The following is a 23,705-nucleotide window of genomic DNA, read 5'->3' as shown; positions in this document are numbered from 1 at the left end:
TAGTCTATAACAGCGAGACCATCGATTAACGACCTTCGCGACGTAACGCTGAGGCGGTAAATTGACGATAGTTCATTCTCTCAGAGAAATCGTACATGTCTTCTTGGTTATCAAGGCCGAAAGCGATATAGCGCTTGGCGCGTAAATCGTGGATAACGTCTAAAGTTGACCACAGCACTGGCACTTCGTAGTAGTTTAGAGCATGTGCTTCTGCGACACGCCACAGCTCACCTTTATCATCATAATGGTCAACCAATAGTGCTTGCCAGCTGTCTTCATCTAAGTAGAAGGTACGACGGCTATAAATGTTTTCTTTATTTTCCTTTAATGTCGCTTCAACCACCCAAACACGGTGCAATTCGTAGCGCGCATAGTCTTGGTTGATATGGCCTGGTTTAACAATGTCTTCATAGCTAAGTTGGTCGCTGTGTAGCTGATAAGCATTGTAAGGAACAAACATTTCTTTTTTGCCCTTTAAAGTCCAGTTATAGCGATCAGGTGAGCCACTGAACATATCAAAGTTGTCGATGGTTGATAAACCGTCAGAAGCTAAAGCTGGCGCATCGTAAGCCACTGTAGGGGTACGCATGGCTCGACGGCGACCTGGGTCATAGCGCCAAGCGCGACGTGGGTCTACCACTTGGTTTGATGTTTCATGGACCAGCAGAACTTCACCAGCCATGCTCGAAGGCGATGTAATACGTTGCTTGTACAAGAACAAGAAATTTTCCTTTTCAGGATGTTCCTGTGCGTAATACTGCAAAGATTCTTGTTCGAACTTAACAGGATTGAAGCTACCATCTACTTGAGGGCTTACCTGTACATATTCACGCTTAATGGCTTCGCCACGATAACGAGTAAGGTGGTTCCAGATAGCTTCTAGGCCGTTAGCTGGAATAGGGAAGGGTACACCAACAGCTGCGTTACGAAGGCCTGCACCATCTTGTGTTAATTCTGCAGAGGTCGCATTCTTAACACTGAAATCATAGATTTTTTGAGGGAAAGATGCACTACGGTGAGTCGGATAGACTTTCAACTTATAATCAGGATATTGCTTTAACATCGCAATTTGTCCCTCAGATAACTTCTCAGCGTAATTCTGGTAGTTCTCTCCTGTGATCGTAAGCATCGGTTCTTCATCAGCATAAGGATCAACGTGATGCTCGCCAGGCTTGTAGTCTTGTGGAATTTGCTGAATACCACCGCTCCAAGCTGGAATAGTTCCTTCTTTATTGCCTGCGCGCTCTGCACCCATCGGGGTCAGTTCGACATGTAGTTTCGCGGCTTCTTTAGGGCTTACTTTTGCTTCAACTGATGTAGAGAAAACACCAGCAAGAATGATTGGTATGATGATACTTTTGTTCATAATCACGGATCCAATAACATACACTAGAATTAAGATTGAGCGCATTTTACACACAAGCCGGCCACTGTCAACTGGTACAACCAGAGTTTACAATTTAATCAATACTAGAACTTATGCTTGGAAATATGATACTTTAGCCAGGTTAATGGTTAACCAGTGTTAACCAAAGTGCGGTATTTCGATAGACAACCAAAAAATACAGAATAATGATTAATTATCAACAAGATGCAGCCCAAAAGCTCTACCAGATTCTTAATGACTTCCATAATAAAAGCAAAAAGTTCGAGAAAGCGACTGGGCTTACTTTAGAGCGCTTAGACATTCTAAAGCAATTGGTGAATTTAGGCCCAAAAACCATTAATCAGTTAGCTGAGCAAGAAGCGGTTAGTGCGCCGGCCATTACACGGACGATTAAGGGCTTAGAAAAGCAAGGGTATGTCATCAAGTCTCGCTCTAAAACGGATCAACGCGTAGTGTTTGTTGCACCGACGAGAAAAAGTCAGCAAGTGCTTGAGGCGTTAAGGTTACAGCAACAGAAGTATATCGATGAGTTATTACAGGATAGGGATAAGAACGATATCGATGTATTGGCGAAAGCTTTAAAGACTATTCTTTAGAAGAGTAGTAATTACTGATAATTCAATAAATTAGAACTTACATATCAAGCACAGAAAAGCCGCTACTTTTCAGCAGCGGCTTCAAGAATCTGTGCTACTTCAAGCTCTAATTAAAGTGCTTGAACTCGAGCGTTTAAACGGCTCTTATGACGTGCAGCTTTATTCTTGTGGATAAGGCCCTTATTAGCGGCTTTATCAATCACAGATACAGCACGTTCGAACGCAGCTTCTGCGTCTTTTTTGTTGCCTGCATCAATGGCATAAATAACTTTCTTAATGTAGCTACGCATCATTGAGCGGCGACTAGCGTTGTGCTGGCGACGAGCTTCAGCTTGACGAGCACGTTTTTTGGCAGATTTAATGTTAGCCAAGGTGAACTCCTAACAACTGGTTAATAAACAATAATCACAAATTTAAGGTCGCGAAATATACCTGTTTTAAGGTTGTGTATCAAGTGAAAACAGCGAAAAACCGAAGAATTCTGTCAATTTTAGGGCTTTTCTAGCATATCTATGGTGACAAGCCTGTTTTTGGCTTAAACTTGCGACCCATAAGAGCAACATTCTAACACTATCTAGGATACTTTTTTAGCACTATGGCCAGTCTTTTACGCTCAAGTACGATAGTTAGCTTTTGGACCATGATTTCCCGCTTTATGGGGCTGGCCAGAGATGTGGTGTTAGCAAACCTGCTCGGCGCCAGTGGCCAGGCTGATGTGTTCCTAGTAGCCCAGAAAATCCCGAATTTCTTTAGGCGCCTTTTCGGTGAAGGCGCTTTCGCCACCGCGTTTGTCCCTGTATTCTCAGAGTACTACTCTAACCGTACTAAAGCAGAGACGGTATCGCTCCTTAGCAAAGTCTCAGGCACCTTGGGTGGCTTCTTAGCCTTTTTCACAATTATAGGTGTGCTTGGCTCACAAGGCGTTATCGCGCTATTTGGTGCCGGCTTTATTGGCGACCCAGAGAAATTCCAGCTTGGTAGTGACTTGTTGAAAATCACCTTCCCTTATATCTTCTTTATATCGCTGGTGGCCATGTATAGCTCGGTACTGAATACATTGGATAAGTTCGCCGTGCCAGCTTTTGCGCCAATCTTATTAAATTTATCCATCATTGCTGCTGCGATAATTTGGGCGCCCACTATGGAGCAGCCAACCGTTGCATTAGCTTGGGCGATATTTATTGCAGGTGCTTTGCAGCTCTTTTTGCATTTTCCTTTCTTATGGAAAGCAGGTTATTTACCGAAGCCACAATGGGCTTGGAAAGATTCTGCAGTACAGCGCATTATCAAACTGATGGTCCCTGTCATCATTGGTGCGTCGGCGAGTCAGATCAATCTGTTGGTTGACACGCAAATCGCTTCGTTTCTTGAAGAAGGCAGTATCTCATGGCTTTACTATTCCGACCGCATGATGGAGTTTCCGTTAGGGATTTTCGGCATCGCTATTGCTACTGTGTTATTGCCGACCTTGTCTAAATTCTTCTCGAAAAAGGACATGGAGCATTTTTCGGACACCTTGGACTGGGGCCTCCGCATGGTGTTAATGATCGGCATCCCTGCAGGTATCGGTCTTTTCTGGTTAGCAGAGCCGATCATGATAGCCGTATTCCAGCATGGCGCTTTTACAGCCGAAGATTCGTTCAAAGCAGGGCAGAGCTTGCAGGCGTACTCAATAGGCTTGATTGGCTTTATGATGGTCAAAGTCTTTTTAACCGGGTTTTATTCGCGCCAAGATACCAAAACTCCTGTCAAAATCGCTTTGTTTGCTATCGTCAGCAATATTGTCTTGAATTTGGCACTGTTCAAACCGTTTGGTCACGTAGGTCTAGCTATTGCCACCAGCGCCTCCGCTTTCATTAATGCGATATTCCTTTATCGCTTTTTGCACAAAGAGCAGCACTTGCAGTTGTCACGAAAAAGTAAGCTTTGGATTTTAAAGCTGATTATTGCCAGCGGCTTGTTGCTGCTCGGTCTTTGGTATACCGACTTCAGTATCGACCAATGGCAATCATGGGCGCGCTTCGAAGCTATCGGCATGATCACCATCATTATCGCCGCAACGATTACAGCCTACGTTACTTTGCTCGTGATACTAGGCTTGCGCCCTAGAGACTTTAAGATTCAGCGTTAGTTTGTGTGACTTCTGTTCTGACGATGTGAGATTCCCGCGGAGGCGGGTATCTATATATCTATTCCTGTAAGGTCAAAACTGCTTTATAACGTGGCTTCTGGTGACGCTCTAAGTAGTAAGTCAGTTCTTTTGTTTCTGGGTTGAACTCCATCATCCAGGCGTTGGTTTTAGCGGCTGGTATCATTTCGGCAGTTTGCTCATCAGCGGGGAAGTATTGCTTATAAGCAGTGCCTTTTTGGCCTTTATAGTCGCTCGCAAATCCGCCATAAAAACTTACATCATGATGGCTACCATCAGGGTTCTGGTGGAAGTGTTTGAACAATAAACCATCGTAAGTGGCTGTAATGACCCAGGTTCTTGACGTATCTTCGCCAACACTAAAAGGAATAGCGATATTCCGAGCGCCACAATTTTCCACGGTGGCGACTAACTTTTTTCCAGCGAAGTCATGATCAGGATCTTCTGGGTAAACGGTTTCACCGACGAAGGTTTTCCCACATAAGGATTTTAGGTTGTTGAAAAACGCTGCTTGTTGTGGGCCAATATAGTCCTCTATATCTTGAGCAGGAGCACAGCTGCTACAGGCGCAGGCCGTGATTAAGGTGGCTAATATTAGGCTAGTGATGAGTTTCAATACTTTTTTCATGAGTCGTTATCCGTCATAATTTTGAATATAGTTACTGATTTTTAAGCCACAGGCAAGTCGCTAAGTCTTTATTATCCTTGCATTTACTCTTTCTATAAGCTTAATCAATGATTTATGGTTAATTCTTAGCCCATAGTCCGCTATAATTGCCGCCTTTGGCAAAAGCCTAACGGAAATACCGACTGACGATGCGTTTACTGCGTGGCCTCTACAACTGTCCTAAAGCACTGTTTAATCAGGGCTGTGTGGCGACTATTGGTAACTTTGATGGGGTACACATTGGTCATCAAACGATTATCCAGCGTCTGACCGAGAAGGCTGCTCATTTTGATTTACCGAGTGTGGTGGTCTTGTTCGAGCCGCATCCTCAAGAATATTTTCGCCCCGATGACGCGCCAGCTCGACTGTTCAAGCTTACTGATAAAGTACGAGCTCTTAAAATTTTGGGCGTTGATTACGTCTTGTGTTTTCGTTTTAATCAAGAGTTCGCTGAGTTAAAAGCAGAAGACTTTATTCGTCGCGTATTGATTGAACGTTTGAATGTTCAACATTTGTTCATTGGTGATGATTTCCGCTTTGGTTATCAGCGCCAAGGTGATTTTGAAATGTTGAAAGAACGTGGCGACGGTTTTTTTACGGTTGAGGCTAACCAGTCCGTTACGCTTGATATTGACGGGGAACAACAGCGCATTAGCAGTAGCTTGGTGCGTGAGGCCATCGCGAATAACCGCTTTGAATTGGCGGAGCGATACCTCAATAGGCCTTATCAATTAAGCGGTAAAGTTGCTCATGGCGATAAGCAGGGGCGCGAAATAGGGTTTGCCACCGCGAATATTCCATTGAAACGACTGAAAAGTCCTTTAAAAGGGGTGTATGCGGTTTGGGTGTATGGTATAAGTGCTAGTTCGCCCCAATGTCAGTTATCTCAACAGTCTCCGAAACGCTTTCTAGCCGTTGCAAATGTGGGCAAAAAGCCAACATTGAAGCAAAGTCCAGAGCGTTTGGAAGTTCATGTTTTGGACTTTAAAGGCGATTTGTACGGACAACAGATTCATATTGAGCCGATAGCGAAGCTTCGTGGTGAGCAAAAGTTCTCATCGGTAGCTGAGTTAAAGGCGCAAATTGCTGCTGATATTGAGGCAGCAAGAGCGATTTTTGATAGATTGTAGTTTTTAATAAAGTAGCTAGCAGAACATAACCTTCAGAATTAACTAAACAGAGTAATCATTTCGATGAGTGACTATAAAGACACACTAAACTTACCGAAAACTAAGTTTGAGATGCGTGGTAACTTGCCTAATCGTGAGCCAAAAATGTTGGCGGAGTGGGATAAAAACGATTTATACGGCGAAATTCGTAAAGCACGAGCAGGGCGTGAGCAATTCATTTTGCACGACGGCCCTCCGTATGCAAACGGCAATATTCATATTGGTCACTCAGTCAATAAAATTCTGAAAGATATTGTGGTAAAGAGCAAAACCATCAGTGGTTTTGATAGCCCGTACGTTCCAGGTTGGGACTGTCATGGTCTGCCAATCGAAAACGTAGTTGAGAAGAAAGTCGGTAAAGCAGGTCAGAAAGTGTCCCACGCGGACTTCCGTCAAAAATGCCGTGACTATGCTGAAAAACAAGTTGATGGTCAGATGAAGGATTTCGTTCGTCTGGGGGTTCTTGGCGAGTGGGACAATCCCTATAAAACCATGAATTTTAGTTTTGAGGCGAATATCGTTCGTGCGCTCTCGAAGCTGGTGAAAAACGGTCACATGCACAAGGGCGAGAAGCCTGTGTACTGGAGCGTGGTGGGTGGTTCCTCGTTGGCTGAAGCGGAAGTTGAGTATCAGGACAAGACTTCGTTCTCGATTTATGTGCGCTATCCGCTGGCTGATATCGAAGGCTTCGAAAAAGCGTTTGATGGTGCTGCCTGCAAGAATACCTCGGTAGTTATCTGGACGACAACACCTTGGACATTACCGTCAAGCCAAGCGGTCACGGTGCATGCTGACTTCCGTTATGTATTGGTAAAGGCGGGTGATGAACAGTTTGTGTTAGCTGAAGACTTGTATAAGCAGGTGATGGAAGAGGCTGAAATCACTGACTATGACGTTATCGCTACGACGACTGGCGACAGATTAGAAAACTTACAGATTAATCATCCTTTTTACGACAAAACATTACCCGTGATTGTGGGTGATCACGTGACTACTGATGCCGGTACTGGTTTGGTTCACACAGCGCCAGACCATGGTCCAGACGACTTCCAAGTAGTCAAAAAGTACGGAATTGGCTTATTGAATTATGTCATGGCTAATGGTGTCTTCTCCGACGACACGCCTATTTTCAATGGCCAGCACGTGTATAAAGTCGACCAGCCGATCGTTGAGCACTTGGTTGAGAACGGTAAGTTATTACACCAAGACAAAATTCGTCACAGCTATCCGCATTGTTGGCGTACAAAAACCCCATTGATATATCGTGCTACCCCTCAGTGGTTTATTTCCATGTCGCAAAATGGTTTGCAATCGACGGCGATGCAGGAAATCAAAAAGGTTAAGTGGGTTCCAGACTGGGGCCAGGCACGTATCGAGTCTATGGTTGAGAGCCGTCCTGACTGGTGTATTTCACGCCAGCGTACTTGGGGCGTCCCATTGTGCTTATTTATTGATAAGAAAGATGGTCAGCCTCACCCTGACGCAGCCGAGCTTATGGAAAAGGTTTCTCAGTTGATTGAAGAGAAGGGTATTCAGGCCTGGTATGACTTGGATGCAGCTGACTATGTTGACGCCGACAAGTATGAAAAAATTGATGATACGTTGGACGTTTGGTTTGACTCAGGCGTGACGCATTATTGTGTGCTATCTGCTCGTGATTACTTGAGTCAGCCAGCAGATTTGTACCTTGAAGGCTCGGATCAGCATCGTGGATGGTTCCAGTCGTCATTATTAACGTCGGTGGGTATTCACGGTCATGCGCCTTATAAGCACTGCTTAACCCACGGTTTTGTGGTTGATGGCAAAGGCGAGAAAATGTCGAAGTCGAAAGGCAACGTCATGGCGCCGAATGATGTGATTAATAAACTGGGTGCGGACGTGTTGCGTCTATGGGTTTCTTCAGCAGATTACCGTGGCGAAATGGCGGTTTCTGATGAAATTCTAAAGCGTACCGGTGATACTTACCGTCGCTTGCGGAATACTTCTCGATTTTTGCTAGCGAACCTTGAAGGTTTCGAGCCATCAATGGACTTATTAGCTAAAGATGAGTTGTTACCGCTGGATCGTTGGGCCGTAGATGTAGCTTATCAAGCACAAGCTGCCATTATTGATGCCTATGAGAATTACAACTTCTGGGTAGTGGCTCAGAAGATCCACCATTTCTGCTCAATTGATATGGGTAGCTTCTACTTAGATATCATTAAAGATCGTCAGTACACGGCTAAGCGCGGCTCCAAAGCTCAGCGCTCGTGTCAAACTGCCTTGTATCATATCGTTGAAGCTTTAGTTCGCTGGATGGCGCCTATCTTGAGCTTTACGGCTAACGAGATTTGGCCATTGCTACCACAACCTGCAAATGGTGAGCGCGAGAAGAGTGTGTTCATTTCTGAGTGGTATGAAGGTTTATTCCCAATGGAAAATGCAGACATTACTACGGAAGATTGGGATCGTATTTCTAACGTTAAGGACGCAATCAATAAAGCGATCGAGGTGAAGCGTAAAGAAGGTGTGATTGGTGGCTCACTACAAGCAGAAGTGACCATTCATGCCGATGAACAGCTGCATGCTGTATTAAGCAAGTTAGAAGACGAGCTTCGTTTTGTCTTTATTACCTCTCAGGCAAAGCTGGTTAACGATGATGCTGGTGAAGCGACTGATATTGAGGGCTTGAAATTAACCATTAATGCGTCAGATGCTGAAAAGTGTGAGCGTTGCTGGCACTACCGTGACGATGTTGGCTCTAATAGCGACCATCCGACGATTTGTAATCGTTGTGTCGAAAATGTCGTCGGTGACGGTGAAGTCCGTCATTACGCATAAGAATCATAGCGAGGAACTTAGCATTGGATAAATTCAAACAGTCAGGCTTAGTGTGGTTATGGATTACGGTGATTTTGTTGATTCTTGATCAGGCAACCAAAATCTGGGCTGACGCAAATTTAGCACCAGTTTATGGCGGACCTATTATAGAAGTCATGCCACATTTTGATCTGAATCTCGCTTATAACTATGGCGCTGCCTTCAGTTTTCTGGGCGATGCCGGTGGCTGGCAGCGTTGGTTGTTTACTGTGATTGCGCTTGGTATCAGCGTGGCTTTGTTAGTGTGGATGTATAAAACGCCGAAGAGCCATAAGTTAGCGAATATTGGTATGGCTTTGATATTGAGTGGCGCTATTGGCAACCTCTATGATCGCTTAGCTTACGGCTATGTGATTGATTTTATTGATTGGTATGTCTCAAAAGATGGCTATCACTGGCCAACTTTTAACATTGCGGATAGTGTGATTTTAATCGGTGTTGGCTTGCTGATCATCGATACTTTCAAGAACCCTGAGCCCAAAAAAGATGAGCAAAAAGCTAACTAGTTTGCTTCTCACCCCAACCCTGAAAAGGCTTTATGACTACTGAAACAGACAACACCGTTAATGCTAACTCAAAAGCATTGGTACACTTTAACGTCTTGCTCAAGGATGGTTCGGCGGCTGATAGCACCCGCGTCAATGGTAAGCCTGTGTGGTTTATTATGGGCGACGGAAGTTTAACTGACGTGATTGAAAAGTCATTACTAGGCCTTAAAGCGGGCGATGAAAGAAAGCTAAGCATTCATGGCTCAGATTTTTTTGGCCCAGCGAATCCCGACGATGTGCATTTCATGGATATTAATCAGTTTTCCGCTGACGTGAAGCTGGAAGAGGGAGCAATCATCGCCTTTGAAGATATGATGGGTGGTACTGTTCCTGGCATGATTCGTGAGGTGAAAGGGCATTCCGTCAAAGTTGACTTTAATCATCCATTGGCCGATCAAGATATAATCCTTGAAATTGAAATTGTCGAAGTGAGACAATAGAGCCGTTATCCATACTGAACTGCTGTAGGTAATCTCTTGGAAATAGTATTAGCAAATCCCCGTGGCTTCTGCGCTGGTGTCGATCGAGCGATTGATATTGTGAATCGTGCGATTGAGTTGTTTGGTGCGCCTATTTATGTGAAGCATGAGGTGGTGCATAACAAATTTGTCGTAGACGGCTTGCGCGAAAAGGGTGCTGTATTCATTGAAGATTTGAATGATGTGCCAAGAGATTCGACCCTAATATTCAGTGCTCACGGCGTTTCTCAACAGGTTCGTCGTGATGCCGAAGCGCGTAATCTTAAAGTATTCGATGCAACTTGCCCTTTAGTGACTAAAGTGCATATGGAGGTTGCTCGACACAGTCGTCGTGATGAAGAATGTATTTTAATAGGTCATAAGGGACACCCTGAAGTTGAAGGCACTATGGGGCAGTATGATAACCCTGACTCAGGTATCTATTTAGTCGAAGATGAACGAGATGTTGCTAAGCTTCACGTTAAGAATCCTGAGCAGTTGTTTTATGTTACCCAAACGACTTTGTCGGTTGATGATACCCAGCGCCTTGTGAAAGCACTTCAGGAAAAATTCCCGAAAATTCAAGGCCCTAAGAAAGACGACATTTGTTATGCGACCCAAAACCGCCAGGATGCCGTTAAGCAACTTGCCGCTGAATGCGACTTAATCCTTGTGGTTGGCGCGCAAAACAGCTCTAACTCAAGCCGACTTCAAGAACTTTCTGAAAATGAAGGTACTCGCTCATTCCTTATTAATAATGCCGGCGAGATTGATCCTGCTTGGCTTGAAGGGGTTGATAAAGTCGGTGTTACCGCTGGTGCATCTGCCCCAGAAGTTTTAGTTCAGGATGTGATCAAGTATCTTGAATCTCAAGGCGGTACAAACCCTAAAGAGTCAGACGGCGTGGAAGAGAATATTGTCTTTGTCCTACCGAGTGAGTTACGTCCAAGTTAAGTCGCTCTAAAGTCTAATCTGCATTAAACGTCTTAGAAATTAATTAGTTAAAGCCGATAAGTGACCGCTTATCGGCTTTTTTGTACCGTTTATCCAAGATTAGTATGCTTTTGACAGTAAGATGTCGTATAACGTATAAGTCGACAAATAATAGGTGTAAAAATAAATGCTTGGATCAAAATATTCAAAAGGTATGACCCTGATTGAGCTGATGATCACTGTTGCGATTTTAGCTGTTGTCGCAACAATGGCTATTCCATCGCTTAGTAGCTTTATTAACAATAATCGTTTAACGGGTGAAGCTAATAACCTCAATGCAACACTCGTATCGGCACGCAGTGAAGCCGTAAAGCTTAAAACTGATGTTACGGTTGCTCCAGTGAGTGGCTCATGGGCTAATGGCTGGGTCGTTTCTTACATTGATGGTGGCTCTAAAGTTGAGTTATTGAACCAGGGTAAAGTGGGTACAGGGATTTCACTAGGCAGTTCATCATCTAAAGACTCAGTAGTTTTCGATGCAACTGGTTATAGTAAAAATAAGCACTTAGGTTCAAACGGGGTCGTGTTTTGCGACAAAAGTGGCAAAGGAAGGAAGATTGATGTGTCACCATCGGGTTCGTCCAAAGTTGAGAAGGTGGGCTGTTAATGATTATTTCTAAAAAACAAATTCAGGGACTCACCTTAATCGAGGTACTTATTACTGTTTTGGTTGTTGCCATTGGTATGCTTGGAATGGCAGCGCTACAAGTTAAAACGCTTACATCAACTCAAGAAAGTTATGCACGCTCGCAGGCTGTTTCTTGGTTAACTGATGCTAGCTCACGCATTATGGCAAATAGAGAGTTTTTTGCTGATGATCCTGGCTCGTTTTACACCGGAGGCGCTGACTCAGGAACTTTTGTACAGTGGTGCGAAGTAACCGGTGTTCCTTATGAAGCAAAAAGTACCTGCGGTGACTCGTGTTCGGGAGAAGCGTTAGCGCAAGCTGATATTGACTCTATTTGCATGAGTCTTGATAGTTCGGGCATTCAAGGGGCGCAAGTAGGCGTTGCTTGTAATGATCGAGTTGCTGATGCAGATGCTTGTAGTACCGGCTCTAAGTTAACGTTATATGCCGCTTGGCCACAAATTGAGCGTTCTGATTTTGGCGATAAGCAAGTCACTACAAGCCGTTGTGATGGTGTATTGCCAGACGGGACGGATGCCAGTGTTGGCTATTCATGCGCAATAGTAGAAATTATCCCATAAGGCTTTTTTATGACTATGATTATGACAAAGATAAAGCAAGAAAAGGGTTTTACATTAGTTGAACTGATGGTTGGAATGCTATTAGGCTTAATCTTGATTGCTGGTGTTTTTACCGTCTATTTATCGACTAAAAAAACCAATAACACTGCTGAAGGTGTTATTAGTGCACAGAGTGATGCTCAATTAGCGCTAAGCTTTATGAAAGAAGATATCGCTAGAGCTGGATGGGTTAACAACTCATCCATTACATACACTATGAATAGTCCTCTTCCGGCAGATTATAAAACCTATGAGGGTGGCGCCGGAATTGATATGTTAAAAATCCATTATGAGTCTTGTGATAGTAGCCAAGCGATTAATGAATGTATTGGTGCTGCGATAGACAGTGCTGACTGTAATGGAGTAGCGGTTACGCCCGGAGATACAATTACTAATGTTTATGAAGTAAATGGTGGCGTATTAACTTGTAATGACCAACCACTAATCAGCAATGTAGAAGACTTCCAAGTGTTGTTTGGTGAACTAAACGGTTCCAGCCTTAATTATGTAACCGCTGATAATATCACTAATGTTTCCAATATCCGCAGTATTCGATTTGGTTTGTTACTAACCTCGGAAAAAAACACATCTGATTCGAATATTTCTCGTAATATTAATTTATTAGGAAAGGATATTAGCGTTAACGATAAAAAGCTTCATTTAAAGTATGAAACGACTGTCGTTATCCACAATAGACCGAGTGGGATTTAACATGAATATGAATAAAGAGTCAGGTTTTTCATTGGTCATTTCATTGTTGTTACTAATGACTTTAACCATCATTGGACTATCGATTATGCGCTCGGGCGTTTTGTCTGAAAAGCAAGCATCCAACATCCAAGAAAAAAGCGTTTCTTTCCATGGAGCTCAAAGCTCTAACAACAGTGTGATAGAAACGTATCGTTATGATCAAACTATTCTAGCGCAGACGCTGAATGCTAAAGATTTAAAAATTAAAACCTGTGTTGATTATACTGGTAGCGTCACCACGGATTGCGACACAACACCGACCATTGATAGCGCAACGGGTGTGCTAAAAGGTGGTACGGACACTACTTACCGTGGATGTCCTAAAGCATTCAAGTGTGTGGGCAACTCAGCGGGTATGAATAATCAAAATAGTGTTGGCTGCAATGTTTTTCAGCATCAAGGTGAAGCTTGGGTCGATGCCGATCGTGATGGTGTCGAAGACGCTAATGAAGCTAAAACCCAAATTGAGCAGTGGTCATTATTGGTTTCTGCCTGCGGCAACAGTTAATTCGAGGAGATTGATGTGAGTATATTAATGAAAAAGCTAAAAGTTGCTGGTGGTTCTATAGCAATATCTTTAGCGATAGGTTTAGGTTTATCAGCTGCTCCGAATACTGTTTATGCTGATGATACCGAGATTTTCTTTGGTGAAGCTAAAACAGCTAACCTATTATTGGTATTAGATGAATCGGGCTCGATGAGCTTTAAAGATAGTGATGCAGCCGCTGATGAAGTTCTTGTGAACTACTGGCAACAGCGTAGAACAGAGAAGGTTGAGAACCTTCGTGCCCGTCTAGTGGGTGTGGCTGAAGATAAAGCACGCTTTGCTACATTACAGGCGTACACAAGAGCAGGCTGGACTGATTATGTGCCTTATAACACTCAGTTTAATGACAGATTAGCAGGTTGGGATTTAACTCGCGCCTATAAAGATGTTTATTATCGCTGGATTTATAAAGACAACCGCATTACTCGTCTTAAAGAAGCTTTATACCAATTTTTAACGTCTGAAAAAACTAAAGACAATAATCAAATTGGTATCCTTACATATTCTGGCGGACGTACACCACAGACTAAAGTCATTCAAGAGATTAGACCGCTTGATAAAACGACCGCGGGTAAAACACACCGTCAGCACTTAATCGATTCACTTGACGAAATTCAACCGCACTTTGGTACTCCAACAGCTGAAGGTTACTATCAAGCGACTCAATACCTTGGTGGAGCTTACACGCAAAATGGGCCAGCTCTGCCGTCGCCAATTCTTGATGGTGCCTGTGGTTATAACAGTTCGATTGTATTACTAACCGATGGTTTGCCGACAGTTTTTGATCAGGCTACCTATGACGATATTGATAAAATTGTAGATACTTGTGACGCTTCAGAAGACGGTAGTCAAAACGCCACAAATAATGGTAAGCAGTGTACTGAAAAGCTGTCTTCTTATTACTTTATTAATGATGTTAAAAAGAACTTCCCAGGATCGACTGTTCAGACATCAACCGTTGCATTTGCACTAAATGATAAAGTGGCTACAGACTTCTTGAAGAATACGGCTTCAACGGTTAACGGTAAAAAGTTATTCTTCGAACCAACAAATGTTGAGTCTTTAGTGCGCTCTTTTGACGAGTCGCTAAATGCCATTCAAGACACAACATCGTTTGTTGCACCTAGTATTCCTTTGAGCCAATCAAACCGCCTACGGCATAGTAATAACCTCTACATGGGTATGTTTAAACCGGCTACTCAAGAAACTTGGTTTGGTAACCTCAAAAAGTATCAATTGTCGCAGGGGCGAATTATCGATAAAGATGGTAACCTCGCTGTAAATACGGAAACAGGTACATTTATTGAAGAGTCAAAAAGTTTCTGGGGTGATGTGGAAGATGGTAATAAAGTAGAAGCAGGAGGTGCACTTCCTTACCTTTCTGTTGACGCCGATCCGGTTGTTTATACTAACTTAACATCAAACAATCTTAACCAACTGACTGATGATTTTATCAGTGATTATATTTCTAAAAACGCCTTAAAAGTTGACTTCCAAGATCGTTTGTTCGGAGAAAATAAAACATTTTTAGTTCCTGATATTTCGAGTGAACAACTGAAGAATTATTACCAGTGGATTAAGCATCGGGTTACTCAGCTAGATGGGCAAGATATTAATCGTTTCGGTGATGTCTTACACTCTAAACCAGAGATTCTTGAGTATGCTGATGGCTCAGCTACAGCGTTTGTGGCAACGAACCAAGGCTACATTCATGCTATAGACATCGCGACTGGTAAAGAGCGCTGGGCATTCTTCCCTCGCCAAATGATGAAAAAAGTTCCAGAGTGGTACACCAATGCGATTGTCGATCATGAAACTGATTTTCGTGAATATGGTGTTGATGGAACCATTACTATTCACACCGAAGTCGACAATGGCGTAAAGAAACATTATCTATACGTAGGTTCTCGAAGAGGCGGTAGCGAAGTATTTGCTTTAGACGTTTCTAATGTGAATAAACCAAGTATGATGTTTACTGTCGCAGATGACTTTGAGTTTACTAAAGCAGAACTCAATTATGATGATGAAGTACGTACTGAAATTCCTAACCTTGGTCAAAGCTGGAGTAAACCGTTTGTAGTAAATATGCATACTATAAACGGCACAGAAAAGCGTCTTGTGCTAGCTGGTGGTTACGACGACTATTACGATGATCGTGCTAATGCTATCAACCCTGCTGATAATGTAATCAAAGGCGATGGTATTTATTCTGTTCCTTACAAGGGTTCATCTACCTATAGCACTATCGCAAGCGAAAGTGATATTTATAATAGTTTTGCTGGCGATTTAACATTTATTGATTTGGATAATGATTCGACTGTGGATCATATTTACGCTGCTGATGTTGGTGGGAAGATTTATAGAATTGACTTTACTAAGAAATCAAATGCCGCAAAAATTGAGCTTTTTGCTGATGTTTATGACGGCACTGTAGATGGTCCTTACCGTTTTTATAGTAAACCTGACGTAGCTTTTGCTATCTATAACGGCATACCGTTTGCTGTTGTGAACTTAGGCTCTGGCCATCGCTCAAATCCTAAAGCAACGGCAACTAGTGATCGTTATTACGCCTTTTATGATTTCGAGATTTCGGAGTATGAAAAAGGCGATGACTATGATCCTCTAAAGGCTTCATCTCTATTAGATGTTACTAATACGACAACAGACCCTGATACAGGAGATGTGAGTTTTGCGACAGTTTCGGATATTTTTGAAGAGGGTAATACTAAGAAAGGGTGGTATTTTAATCTGCAGCCCGCTGAAAAAGTTCTAGCGAGCTCAACCACAATTGACTTTACCACCTTATTTACGACCTATATTCCAGGACCTCCTGGCTGTGGTGTAACCTCAGGTGTCAATAGGTTATATGGTGTGAGCCTGTTAGATGGTAAACCCGATGTAGATAGTTTCGCTGTCGGTGATATTGCTAGTATTGAAGATCGCTACACCAACGTTAAATACGTCGGTATTGCACCGGGTGCTACAGTCTTGTTCCCTGAAGATACGGATGCGGCTTTGTTAGTCGGTACTCAGACAATTTGTAGTGGCGATGACTGTGATTTCTTCCGAAAAAATGCTAGAACTATCAAATGGAAACAAAAAGAGTAATATATGAAACAAAATAATGGTTTTACATTAATAGAAGTCATGATTGTGGTTGCTGTTGTAGCGGTTCTTGCCGCTATTGCAATCCCATCCTACAATCAATATGTAGTACGCTCTAAGCGAGCCGATGCGATGGGGACTTTAATGTCAGCTTCACAGGCTGTAGAGCGTTATAAGTCAAATAATAACTTTAGCTATGATGGTGTTGAGGACGCTAATGTTATACCGACGCAAGTACCTTCCGATGGAGGTGATGCTTACTATACTATTGGGTTCCAGGGTGATCCAACAGTTACAACCTATACTCTAATAGCCACACCTACAGGCTCTCAACCGGCTTCTGATGGTACTTTGACAGTTAATCAGAACGGCGTAAAAACCTGGAATGGTAATAACTGTTGGCCAGAATCAGGTAATAGTTGCTAACCTTTAAGTTAAAAAGCCGCTTTTAAGCGGCTTTTTTTATGCTTATTGTGCTTGCAGATAAAGTCACTAGAATCAATAACCTACCTCATGTAGAATGCTTAAATCAAAATAACGGAATTTGGGGCTGTTTGTTATGCGCGCAAAAGTATTAAGTTTTGTTCAGATGAAGGGTGGTGCCGGTAAGACGACTCTATGCTCTAACATTGCTTCTACCTTGTCCGATTCAGGAAAAGTTCTCATTATTGATACGGACGTTCCTCAGTGCTCCCTTAAAACATGGTTTGAAATACGAAGTGAAAATTATGTTATTGAAAACCTTGATGTTTTAGTCGCAAAGAACGTCACACATTTACAAAAACTTGTGCGTGATAACGTTAAAGATTACGACTATATTTTGATCGACGGCCACCCTCGAATCACGAATTTAACCCGAGCTGTTATCCTACTTTCTGACTTGGTGCTCATTCCTATGGCACCGTCTCAAGTTGAGGTCTGGTCTACTAAACATTTAGCTGAGATTATCGAAGAAGCTAAGCAGATCAACAAAAACCTTGAGGCCAGAATTTGCTGGAATCGTTATCGAGTTAGAACTAATTCTGCTGAAGATGTGGTCTCTAAAGCGAAAAAAGCGCTTAACTTAGAAGACTTTCCAACCAAACTGGGCAATCGAGTGGCATATTTAGATTCTTTTGCGGATGGCTTAACCGTTGCGGAGTGGCACGATCCAGCAGCAAAGCTCGAAATTTGGGCTTTAACTTCCAGCATCGAGCGTTTGCTATCATCGCAAGGCGCGACCCGATTAAAGACCGAAGCTCAAGTTGAAAAGTTTGTAAAAGAAAAATAAGTTCAAATAAACACTTGACCCACATTTAGAATTGGATTAACTTAGCTCACATGAAAACTTTATACGTAAAAAACGTTTGGTGGTGGCACGTTACTTAAGTAGCGGGCTTCTTTGCGTTTGATATAAAGCGAAAAAAGAATTGTAAAGCCCGCATTATGCGGGCTTTTTTTATGCGCCAATAAAATGAATTGATTAACCAAGGTAATAGCAACATGACAATCATCAACTTAGCAACAGAAATGACTCAACATCAATGGTGGTGGATCTGCTAGGGCGGGATATTGTCTATGTGAAATGACAAAACCCGCCATTGAGCGGGTTTTTTTGTGTCTACAGAATTTGAATTTAACGATTTTAAACTTAAGGAAACAACCATGATTATTATTTTAAAACCAACAGCAACAGAAGCAGATGCACAAGAAATTTTAGCCCAGATTGAAAAAGCAGGGTTAAAACCATTACATATGCCAGGTGTTGAGCGAACCGTTATTGGGGCGTTAGGTGACGAACGTATTTTACAGTCACTCCATTTTGATAATCACCCACAGGTTGAGCATTTAAAGCCTGTCTTAAGCAAATATAAGCTGGTGAGTCGTGAGATTTACCCACATGACACAGTGATTGATGTTGGTAACACGCCTGTCGGAGGTGATCAATTCACCATTATGGCTGGCCCATGCGCTATTGAGAGTTATGAGCAGTTGCTTGAAACTGCTCAGCAGGTTAAAGCCTCGGGTGCAACGGTACTTCGCGGTGGTGCTTTTAAACCTAGAACTAGCCCCTATTCGTTTCAAGGCTTAGGCGTTGAAGGTTTAAAAATTATGGAGCAAGTCGGTAAAGAAGTTGGCATGGATACCATTACTGAAATTATGGATGTTAACGATCTAGATGATGTCGCGCGTTATACATCGGCTTTCCAAATTGGCGCACGTAATATGCAAAACTATACATTGCTAAAAGCGGTTGGTGAAACTAAGCATCCTGTACTGCTGAAGCGTGGTTTATCGGCAACTATCGAAGAGCTACTGCTGGCTGCAGAGTACATTGTGGCGACGGGCAATCCGAACGTTATGATCTGCGAGCGCGGTATTCGAACCTTCGAGACAGCCACTCGGAATACGTTAGATTTAAATGCCGTGGCATTTATTAAAGAGAAAAGTCACTTGCCAGTTATCGTTGATCCTTCGCACGGTACCGGAGTAAGAACCTTAGTTGGTCCAATGGCCAAAGCTGGGGTGGCATGTGGCGCTGATGGCTTGATCATTGAGTCGCACCGTAATCCTCGCGAGTCTGTCTCTGATGCAGCCCAGGCATTATCAGCAGATGACTTTTCGCAGTTGATGCAACAACTGGTTCCTTTTATTAAAGCGAGTGGTCGTACTTATCAGGAGGCACTCGATGCAAGTTAAGACGTTAACCCGTAAGCTACCTTTGAGCCTTAACCCGTTTCAGGTCTATGGTGTATTGGCGGACAAGGGGCAGCTAAAGCACACTGCTTTGTTAGAAACGGCAGAGGCTGGAACTCACGAACATCAGCGTAGCGTTGTGATGGTATCTGCTGCGCTTCAGATAAAGGCGCTGGATAATGTTGTAACAATGACAGCTTTAAACCCAAATGGTCAAGAGCTGCTGAAGTCTATTAAGTCGCTAGAGTTCTTATGTCAAAACTTTGCCATCAATGAGAAGGGGCAAGAGTTAAACTTAGTATTAGGAAAGAGGCAGTCCGCAAGCAACGAAGCGCAACGCTTGTCAGAAACGACGACAGTGACGGTGCTGCAATACCTGAGGGACTTACTAAAGGATAATACTGCTGATAACGAAACCTCTATGCTCATTGGTGCTTTTAGTTATGAGGTGGTTGAGCAGTATGAGAAATTACCCAGCATTAGCAAATCCCAAGAAGATTATTGCTTTTATGTGGCAGATCAACTGGTGATTCAACATCGTGAAAGTCAGTCGGCAAAAGTGGTGGTGAAAGGTTTTGGTGATAATGCTGAGAATACTGTTAGATTGGGCGTTGAGTTAGAAAACATCTATGAAGTTCTAGTAAGTCAGCAATCGAATGAACTCTTAAGTTTTGATGAACAGCAGGAAAACTCTTCGATAGCTTTAAACATTTCTGATAATGAATACTATGAATTTGTTGACCGAGCCAAGGAGCGCATCGTAAAAGGTGACATTTTCCAAGTGGTGCTAGCTCGAACGTTCAATGTATCTTGCTCGAACGCCTATAAAGCATACGGCAAGTTACGCTTAACCAATCCATCCCCTTATATGTATTTCCTTAACTTTGGCGATAAAGAGCTCTTTGGTGCAAGCCCAGAAAGTGCTCTTAAGGTCAATAAAAAGCGTGAGGTTTATCTTTACCCAATTGCAGGCACTCGTAAGCGTGCAATCGATGAGCTTACCGGTGAGATTAACCATGATCATGACTCCAGAGTCGAGTTCGAGTTAATAGAGGACAAGAAAGAGTCTGCTGAGCATATGATGTTAGTTGACCTTGCTCGTAACGACTTAGCAAAAGTCGTTGTTCCTGGTAGCCGTGAAGTTATTCAATTAAAGCGCATTGTTAAATATTCTCACGTTCAACACATGGTGTCAGAGATTAAAGGGGTGTTGAAGCCTGAGATTGATTCACTGGTTGCTTATCGAGCTTGTGCCAATATGGGGACGTTAACGGGTGCACCTAAAATTAAAGCCATGGAAATCATCCGCGAGCAAGAATCCGAAGGGCGGGGATATTATGGTGGCGCGGTTTGTGTGCTGAATGCCAATGATGAGTTTGATAGTGCCATTATAATCCGTTCGGCAGTAGTGAGTGACGGTGTTGCAAAGATATCTGCCGGTGCGGGTATTGTTCATGATTCTGAGCCAAATCTTGAAGCATTAGAAACGGTCAATAAAGCCAAAGCTGTGATTGATGCTTGTCGCAATAACCCACCAAATTCGGAGCTATTGTCATGAAAACGTTATTGATCGATAACTATGATTCCTTTATCTACAACCTTAAGTATGAACTTGAGCTTGCAGGTGTCGAGGTGACTGTTTGTCGTAATGATATTCCTTACGAGGAATTAAAGAAGCTGACAAAAACCGTTGATTCGATTGTGCTGTCGCCTGGGCCGGGTTCCCCCAAAGAGGCGGGGCACTGCATTAAACTGGTTAGAGAGCTATCGGCAGAAAAACCGATACTTGGCGTCTGCTTGGGCCATCAAGTCATCGTTGAAGCCTTTGGCGGGAAAGTCGGCACAGCAAAAAATATTGTGCATGGAAAAGCGGCTAATGTTTATTCGTATCAGTCGGGGTTATTGGATGTTTTAAGTTCAAAAATTACAGTTGCTCGCTATCATTCTTTAGCTGCCACCCATCTAACCAAGGATTTACGAGTGGATGCGGTGACTGAAGATGATGAGATTATGGCTATTTCACATATTGAATACCCTGTATTTGGCTTACAGTTTCACCCTGAAAGCATTATGACTCGTGACGGTACAAAAGTACTAAAGAACTTTATTGAATTGGCATTGAATAAAAAAAGCAAAAAAGAAGGAGTGTCTTATGCTGAATTTGCTTGAGAATGTCTACCAAGGGCAGAACCTAAACTTCGAACAGGCCAGCGGTTCTTTCCGTCAAGTATTGCAGGGTGATATAGAGCTGCCAGTGGTTGCTGCTATGTTAGCGGCACTTAAAACAAAGGGCGAGACGGTTGAAGAGATTGCCGGAGCTGCCGCTGCACTGAGACAGGAAGCCCAATACTTTCCGCCAGCCGAATACTCGGTCAGCGATTGTTGTGGAACTGGAGGAGATGGCTTAAATACCATCAATGTGTCCACATTAGTGGCCATTGTGGCGGCGTCTGCTGGTGTCAAGATTGTTAAGCATGGCAATCGCTCCGTGTCTTCTAAATGTGGCTCAGCTGATTTAATGGAACAGTTAGGCGTTACCATTGACTTAAATGCCGCTAAGAGTAAATCACTGCTCGACCAGGCAAACTTTTGTTTTTTATATGCTCCCGATTACCATCAGGGCGTGAAGCATGTCATGCCGGTCCGTCGTTCATTAAAGACCCGTACCATCTTTAACCTTATTGGCCCGTTAGCGAATCCTGCTTTGCCTGATACTCAGTTACTCGGTGTGTATGATGAGCAATATTTAGAACCTTTTGCTAAAATTTTAGACTTGCTGGGTACAAAAAGAGCTTTGATTGTTCATGGTTCAGGGCTGGATGAAATTGCTGTTCACGGCCCAACAAAAGCGGTCATGCTTAATGATGGCGTTATCGATAAGTTAGAGCTTTCTCCCGAGGACTTTTCAGCTAAACGTCACGATTTAAGTGCGATACAAGTTAGTGAAGGCGTCGATAACAAAACAGCAGCCCTTCAATTGCTCAGTGGCAAAGCGCCTGAGGCGCATGTGGATATGGTCGCGGTTAATTGTTCTGCGCTATTCGTGCTTAATGGCTTGGTTGCTGATTTTAAAGAAGGTTATGACAAGGCAAAGCATATTATTCAAAGTGGCCAAGGTTTGAATCACTTGAACAAGATTAAGGAGCTATCACATGGTTAATGTGCTGCAAGCCATTGTCGAGCATCGTCGTGAAACGCTTGCTAATAGCCCAGACGTGTCGGGCTTATCCCCTAGCACCAAAAGCTTTTATGATGCACTGAAACAGCCTCATTTCGGCTTTATTATGGAGTGTAAAATGGCATCGCCATCGAAGGGGTTAATTCGCGAAGATTTTAATTTAGAAGAAATAGTGCCGATCTACAACCAGTATGCGGATGCTATCTCTGTATTGACCGAAGACCGCTTTTTCCGTGGTAGTTACGCTAATTTACAATATGTGAGTGAGCATACGGACAAGCCTGTTTTATGCAAAGACTTTATTCTGGAACCTAAGCAAGTACGCCAAGCTCGATTTTATGGTGCTGATGCAATTTTATTGATGTTGTCGGTGTTGAATGATCAAGAATATACGGCGTGTCAGAAAGAAGCTGAGAAGTACAGCTTAGATATTTTGACAGAAGTTCATAATGAGGAAGAGCTTGAGCGAGCCTTGGCTCTTGAAGCAAACATTATTGGTATCAATAATCGTAATTTAAAAGACTTAAGTATTGATCTTACCCATACTGAACGATTGGTAGCGGCCATTCCCAGCGATACTATCGTGGTTACCGAGTCAGGCATCGCTACTCATGATGATGTGTTAACGCTGTCGCCATTAGCTGATGCCTGTTTGGTCGGTAGCAGTCTAATGAGTCAGAATGATTTAGAGTTGGCAGCGAAACAGTTGGTTTATGGGGATATAAAAGTTTGTGGTGTTAAAGACCAGCCCTCAGCCGACATATTGAGTGAATTACCGGTATCATCTCTTGGTAAGATCTTCGTAGACGCTTCGCCTCGCAGAGTTGTGGAAGCTGGTTTCACATCAAACAATCCTACTATCGGGGTTTTTCAAAACCACAGCATTGAGGACGTTAATGATTCGGTTATTCAGCATCAACTTTCAGGTGTGCAACTGCATGGCGATGAAAGTACTGAGTACGTCGAGACTCTTAGGAAAAAACTTCCAAGCTCTTGTCTTATTTCAAAGGTTATTTCTATCCGAGAAGGGGGTAGTCTACCGGTAATTCCTGAGTATTCAGTTGATGAAATTTTGCTGGATACTCAGGTTGGTAGTTTAAAGGGTGGTACTGGAAAGCCTTTTGATTGGTCGATCATTACTGAATTAAAGAAGCAGTACCCGCAGTTTAAATTTCGGGTGGCCGGTGGCGTCACGCCCGATAATATTCGACAACTAAAGTCTTTTGGTATCTGTGCAGTTGATGTCTGTGGTGGTACCGAAGCTTCGCCAGGTGTTAAGTCACAAGAACGAATTGAAAAATTATTTGCTAATGCCAGAGCATTGTCTGGCAGAAGTCATCTAGGCGACACGCCTAGAAATGATCAAAGAGGTTAA

22 protein-coding genes are annotated in these 23,705 nt (G+C 43.0%); 19 read left to right on the top strand and 3 right to left on the bottom strand.

Annotated features, from left to right (window positions below):
• Positions 1 to 25: 25 nt before the first annotated feature.
• The gene (locus TQ33_RS06795; protein WP_046562358.1) at positions 26 to 1,369 is read right to left on the bottom strand and encodes a DUF1329 domain-containing protein; all 1,344 of its coding nucleotides are present in this window, start codon (positions 1,367 to 1,369) and stop codon (positions 26 to 28) included.
• Between the two features lie 203 nt (positions 1,370 to 1,572).
• Between TQ33_RS06795 and TQ33_RS06790 the strand changes: the two genes are divergently transcribed.
• The gene (locus tag TQ33_RS06790) at positions 1,573 to 1,983 is read left to right on the top strand and encodes a MarR family winged helix-turn-helix transcriptional regulator (protein ID WP_046561385.1); all 411 of its coding nucleotides are present in this window, start codon (positions 1,573 to 1,575) and stop codon (positions 1,981 to 1,983) included.
• Between the two features lie 110 nt (positions 1,984 to 2,093).
• On the opposite strand, the gene rpsT is transcribed toward TQ33_RS06790, so the two are convergent.
• Positions 2,094 to 2,354, bottom strand: coding sequence for a 30S ribosomal protein S20 (gene rpsT / locus TQ33_RS06785; RefSeq protein WP_046561384.1), 261 nt, complete (start codon positions 2,352 to 2,354; stop codon positions 2,094 to 2,096).
• 224 nt (positions 2,355 to 2,578) lie between these two features.
• Here rpsT and murJ point away from each other — a divergent pair, with 224 nt between their 5' ends.
• Positions 2,579 to 4,114 carry a murein biosynthesis integral membrane protein MurJ gene (gene murJ, locus TQ33_RS06780; protein WP_046561383.1) on the top strand — a complete coding sequence of 512 codons (1,536 nt, stop codon included), beginning with the start codon at positions 2,579 to 2,581 and terminating at the stop codon, positions 4,112 to 4,114.
• A gap of 58 nt (positions 4,115 to 4,172) precedes the next feature.
• On the opposite strand, the gene TQ33_RS06775 is transcribed toward murJ, so the two are convergent.
• On the bottom strand, positions 4,173 to 4,760 hold the full coding sequence (locus tag TQ33_RS06775) for a hypothetical protein (protein WP_046561382.1): 588 nt from the start codon (positions 4,758 to 4,760) through the stop codon (positions 4,173 to 4,175).
• 188 nt (positions 4,761 to 4,948) lie between these two features.
• On the opposite strand from TQ33_RS06775, the gene ribF reads away from it, so the two are divergent.
• From ribF to trpCF, 17 genes are all read left to right on the top strand, one after another.
• Positions 4,949 to 5,929 (top strand): bifunctional riboflavin kinase/FAD synthetase, encoded by a 981-nt coding sequence (gene ribF, locus TQ33_RS06770; RefSeq protein ID WP_046561381.1) that lies wholly within the window; start codon positions 4,949 to 4,951, stop codon positions 5,927 to 5,929.
• Positions 5,930 to 5,992: 63 nt separating this feature from the next.
• Positions 5,993 to 8,788 (top strand): isoleucine--tRNA ligase, encoded by a 2,796-nt coding sequence (gene ileS, locus TQ33_RS06765; protein WP_046561380.1) that lies wholly within the window; start codon positions 5,993 to 5,995, stop codon positions 8,786 to 8,788.
• A gap of 23 nt (positions 8,789 to 8,811) precedes the next feature.
• The gene (lspA, locus tag TQ33_RS06760) at positions 8,812 to 9,333 is read left to right on the top strand and encodes a signal peptidase II (RefSeq protein ID WP_084616941.1); all 522 of its coding nucleotides are present in this window, start codon (positions 8,812 to 8,814) and stop codon (positions 9,331 to 9,333) included.
• 32 nt (positions 9,334 to 9,365) lie between these two features.
• Entirely contained in the window at positions 9,366 to 9,815 is a 450-nt protein-coding gene (fkpB, locus tag TQ33_RS06755) for an FKBP-type peptidyl-prolyl cis-trans isomerase (protein WP_046561378.1), read from the top strand.
• Between the two features lie 36 nt (positions 9,816 to 9,851).
• The gene (ispH, locus tag TQ33_RS06750) at positions 9,852 to 10,787 is read left to right on the top strand and encodes a 4-hydroxy-3-methylbut-2-enyl diphosphate reductase (RefSeq protein ID WP_046561377.1); all 936 of its coding nucleotides are present in this window, start codon (positions 9,852 to 9,854) and stop codon (positions 10,785 to 10,787) included.
• A 166-nt stretch (positions 10,788 to 10,953) separates the two neighbouring features.
• Positions 10,954 to 11,433, top strand: a complete 480-nt coding sequence (locus tag TQ33_RS06745) for a GspH/FimT family pseudopilin (protein WP_052735228.1) — start codon at positions 10,954 to 10,956, stop codon at positions 11,431 to 11,433.
• Positions 11,433 to 12,035, top strand: coding sequence for a type IV pilus modification protein PilV (gene pilV / locus TQ33_RS06740; protein WP_046561376.1), 603 nt, complete (start codon positions 11,433 to 11,435; stop codon positions 12,033 to 12,035). The genes TQ33_RS06745 and pilV overlap by 1 nt, the downstream gene beginning before the upstream one ends.
• 9 nt (positions 12,036 to 12,044) lie before the next feature.
• Complete coding sequence (locus TQ33_RS06735; RefSeq protein WP_046561375.1) at positions 12,045 to 12,785, top strand: PilW family protein; 741 nt, start codon at positions 12,045 to 12,047, stop codon at positions 12,783 to 12,785.
• A gap of 1 nt (position 12,786) precedes the next feature.
• Positions 12,787 to 13,332 carry a PilX N-terminal domain-containing pilus assembly protein gene (locus TQ33_RS06730; protein ID WP_046561374.1) on the top strand — a complete coding sequence of 182 codons (546 nt, stop codon included), beginning with the start codon at positions 12,787 to 12,789 and terminating at the stop codon, positions 13,330 to 13,332.
• A gap of 15 nt (positions 13,333 to 13,347) precedes the next feature.
• Complete coding sequence (locus TQ33_RS06725; protein ID WP_144405959.1) at positions 13,348 to 16,479, top strand: PilC/PilY family type IV pilus protein; 3,132 nt, start codon at positions 13,348 to 13,350, stop codon at positions 16,477 to 16,479.
• Positions 16,480 to 16,482: 3 nt separating this feature from the next.
• Positions 16,483 to 16,902 carry a type IV pilin protein gene (locus TQ33_RS06720; RefSeq protein WP_046561372.1) on the top strand — a complete coding sequence of 140 codons (420 nt, stop codon included), beginning with the start codon at positions 16,483 to 16,485 and terminating at the stop codon, positions 16,900 to 16,902.
• 133 nt (positions 16,903 to 17,035) lie between these two features.
• On the top strand, positions 17,036 to 17,746 hold the full coding sequence (locus TQ33_RS06715) for a ParA family protein (RefSeq protein WP_046561371.1): 711 nt from the start codon (positions 17,036 to 17,038) through the stop codon (positions 17,744 to 17,746).
• A gap of 374 nt (positions 17,747 to 18,120) precedes the next feature.
• The gene (gene aroF, locus TQ33_RS06710; RefSeq protein ID WP_046561370.1) at positions 18,121 to 19,155 is read left to right on the top strand and encodes a 3-deoxy-7-phosphoheptulonate synthase; all 1,035 of its coding nucleotides are present in this window, start codon (positions 18,121 to 18,123) and stop codon (positions 19,153 to 19,155) included.
• A complete protein-coding gene (locus TQ33_RS06705) occupies positions 19,145 to 20,710 on the top strand; it encodes an anthranilate synthase component 1 (RefSeq protein WP_046561369.1) in 1,566 nt (521 codons plus the stop codon). Before aroF ends, TQ33_RS06705 begins: the two co-directional genes overlap by 11 nt.
• Entirely contained in the window at positions 20,707 to 21,321 is a 615-nt protein-coding gene (locus TQ33_RS06700) for an anthranilate synthase component II (protein ID WP_046561368.1), read from the top strand. The genes TQ33_RS06705 and TQ33_RS06700 overlap by 4 nt, the downstream gene beginning before the upstream one ends.
• Positions 21,305 to 22,312, top strand: coding sequence for an anthranilate phosphoribosyltransferase (trpD, locus tag TQ33_RS06695; RefSeq protein WP_046561367.1), 1,008 nt, complete (start codon positions 21,305 to 21,307; stop codon positions 22,310 to 22,312). The genes TQ33_RS06700 and trpD overlap by 17 nt, the downstream gene beginning before the upstream one ends.
• Positions 22,305 to 23,705 (top strand): bifunctional indole-3-glycerol-phosphate synthase TrpC/phosphoribosylanthranilate isomerase TrpF, encoded by a 1,401-nt coding sequence (gene trpCF / locus TQ33_RS06690; protein WP_046561366.1) that lies wholly within the window; start codon positions 22,305 to 22,307, stop codon positions 23,703 to 23,705. Before trpD ends, trpCF begins: the two co-directional genes overlap by 8 nt.

Origin of the sequence: Kangiella geojedonensis (assembly GCF_000981765.1) — a bacterium.
Taxonomy (GTDB): Bacteria; Pseudomonadota; Gammaproteobacteria; order Enterobacterales; family Kangiellaceae; genus Kangiella; species Kangiella geojedonensis.
Note: the sequence above shows the minus strand (reverse complement) of the source record. Positions and strands in the feature narration are given on the sequence as shown.

Excerpts from the sequence above, each read along its gene's own strand:
- TQ33_RS06790 (WP_046561385.1), top strand. The coding sequence starts at position 1,573 with ATGATTAATTATCAACAAGATGCAGCCCAAAAGCTCTACCAGATTCTT.
- murJ (WP_046561383.1), top strand. The coding sequence starts at position 2,579 with ATGGCCAGTCTTTTACGCTCAAGTACGATAGTTAGCTTTTGGACCATG.
- TQ33_RS06775 (WP_046561382.1), bottom strand. The coding sequence starts at position 4,760 with ATGAAAAAAGTATTGAAACTCATCACTAGCCTAATATTAGCCACCTTA.
- ribF (WP_046561381.1), top strand. The coding sequence starts at position 4,949 with ATGCGTTTACTGCGTGGCCTCTACAACTGTCCTAAAGCACTGTTTAAT.
- ileS (WP_046561380.1), top strand. The coding sequence starts at position 5,993 with ATGAGTGACTATAAAGACACACTAAACTTACCGAAAACTAAGTTTGAG.
- fkpB (WP_046561378.1), top strand. The coding sequence starts at position 9,366 with ATGACTACTGAAACAGACAACACCGTTAATGCTAACTCAAAAGCATTG.
- TQ33_RS06745 (WP_052735228.1), top strand. The coding sequence starts at position 10,954 with ATGCTTGGATCAAAATATTCAAAAGGTATGACCCTGATTGAGCTGATG.
- pilV (WP_046561376.1), top strand. The coding sequence starts at position 11,433 with ATGATTATTTCTAAAAAACAAATTCAGGGACTCACCTTAATCGAGGTA.
- TQ33_RS06735 (WP_046561375.1), top strand. The coding sequence starts at position 12,045 with ATGACTATGATTATGACAAAGATAAAGCAAGAAAAGGGTTTTACATTA.
- TQ33_RS06730 (WP_046561374.1), top strand. The coding sequence starts at position 12,787 with ATGAATATGAATAAAGAGTCAGGTTTTTCATTGGTCATTTCATTGTTG.
- TQ33_RS06720 (WP_046561372.1), top strand. The coding sequence starts at position 16,483 with ATGAAACAAAATAATGGTTTTACATTAATAGAAGTCATGATTGTGGTT.
- TQ33_RS06715 (WP_046561371.1), top strand. The coding sequence starts at position 17,036 with ATGCGCGCAAAAGTATTAAGTTTTGTTCAGATGAAGGGTGGTGCCGGT.
- aroF (WP_046561370.1), top strand. The coding sequence starts at position 18,121 with ATGATTATTATTTTAAAACCAACAGCAACAGAAGCAGATGCACAAGAA.
- TQ33_RS06705 (WP_046561369.1), top strand. The coding sequence starts at position 19,145 with ATGCAAGTTAAGACGTTAACCCGTAAGCTACCTTTGAGCCTTAACCCG.
- TQ33_RS06700 (WP_046561368.1), top strand. The coding sequence starts at position 20,707 with ATGAAAACGTTATTGATCGATAACTATGATTCCTTTATCTACAACCTT.
- trpD (WP_046561367.1), top strand. The coding sequence starts at position 21,305 with ATGCTGAATTTGCTTGAGAATGTCTACCAAGGGCAGAACCTAAACTTC.
- trpCF (WP_046561366.1), top strand. The coding sequence starts at position 22,305 with ATGGTTAATGTGCTGCAAGCCATTGTCGAGCATCGTCGTGAAACGCTT.